We start from the raw sequence: 942 nt of genomic DNA, 5'->3' as shown, positions 1-942 counted from the left end.
GCGCATGATCGAGGCGGGCACGGTGATGCGGGACCTGACCCTGGAGAACCCGATCCGGGCGATCCGTGAGGTCAGCCATGACATCACGGGCCGTCGCAAGGTGCGGCTGGCCAGTGGCCGGGAGGCCTCGGCGCTGGATGTGCAGCGCGAGTACTACGACAAGGCCGTGGACTTCGTCGACCGGCGGGGTATTCGCACGGGTACGGTCGCGCAGGTGCTGGAGCTGTGGGGCCGGGTGCTCGACTCCATCGAGGCCGAGGATCTGGACCGGATCGGTACCGAGATCGACTGGGTGATGAAGTACCAGCTCATCGAGCGGTACCGGGCGAAGCACAACATGACGATGTCGCATCCGCGTGTCGCGCAGATAGACCTCGCCTATCACGACATTCATCGCAGGCGGGGTCTTTACTACCTGCTGGAGAGGAAGAACCAGGCCGCGCGGATCTGCAACGACCTGAAGATCTTCGAGGGCAAGTCGGTTCCGCCGCAGACGACTCGGGCGCGGCTGCGCGGTGACTTCATCAGGCGGGCTCAGGAACAGCGCCGTGATTTCACGGTCGACTGGGTGCATCTGAAGCTCAACGACCAGGCGCAGCGCACGGTGTTGTGCAAGGACCCGTTCCGTTCGGTGGACGAGCGGGTGGAGAAACTGATCGCCGGAATGTGACCGGTTGCCGGTCGGCCGGCGTGTGAACGGTGGGTGATCCCGTTGCCCGGAGGTGTTCGTGCCTCCGGGCAACGGTGTTTTGCGTGTGCGGCGGGGCGACGTGAGCGTGGTGTGTCGGGTGGCGTGTCCTGTGCTGCTCCGTGCGGGGAGCGCGCAGGTCGTAGAGTGGCGGCCATTGTCCCCGCCCCCGATCCCAGTTGGACTGATGAACTACAACACGAAACGACGCATGGTCGCGCTGCTGGCCGTTCCCGCCCTGTTGTTCACCGCCG

The 942-nt window shown here is 65.3% G+C and carries 1 protein-coding gene; it reads left to right on the top strand.

The window, feature by feature from the left end:
* Nucleotides 1-670 (top strand): proteasome accessory factor PafA2 family protein (locus tag AOK08_RS48315; protein ID WP_241827332.1); only part of this gene is annotated, 670 nt, incomplete at its 5' end.
* Nucleotides 671-942: the final 272 nt, after the last annotated feature.

Source organism: Streptomyces graminilatus (genome assembly GCF_001418565.1).
Lineage (GTDB): Bacteria > Actinomycetota > Actinomycetes > Streptomycetales > Streptomycetaceae > Streptomyces > Streptomyces graminilatus.
This window is presented reverse-complemented; position numbering and strand designations above follow the sequence as displayed.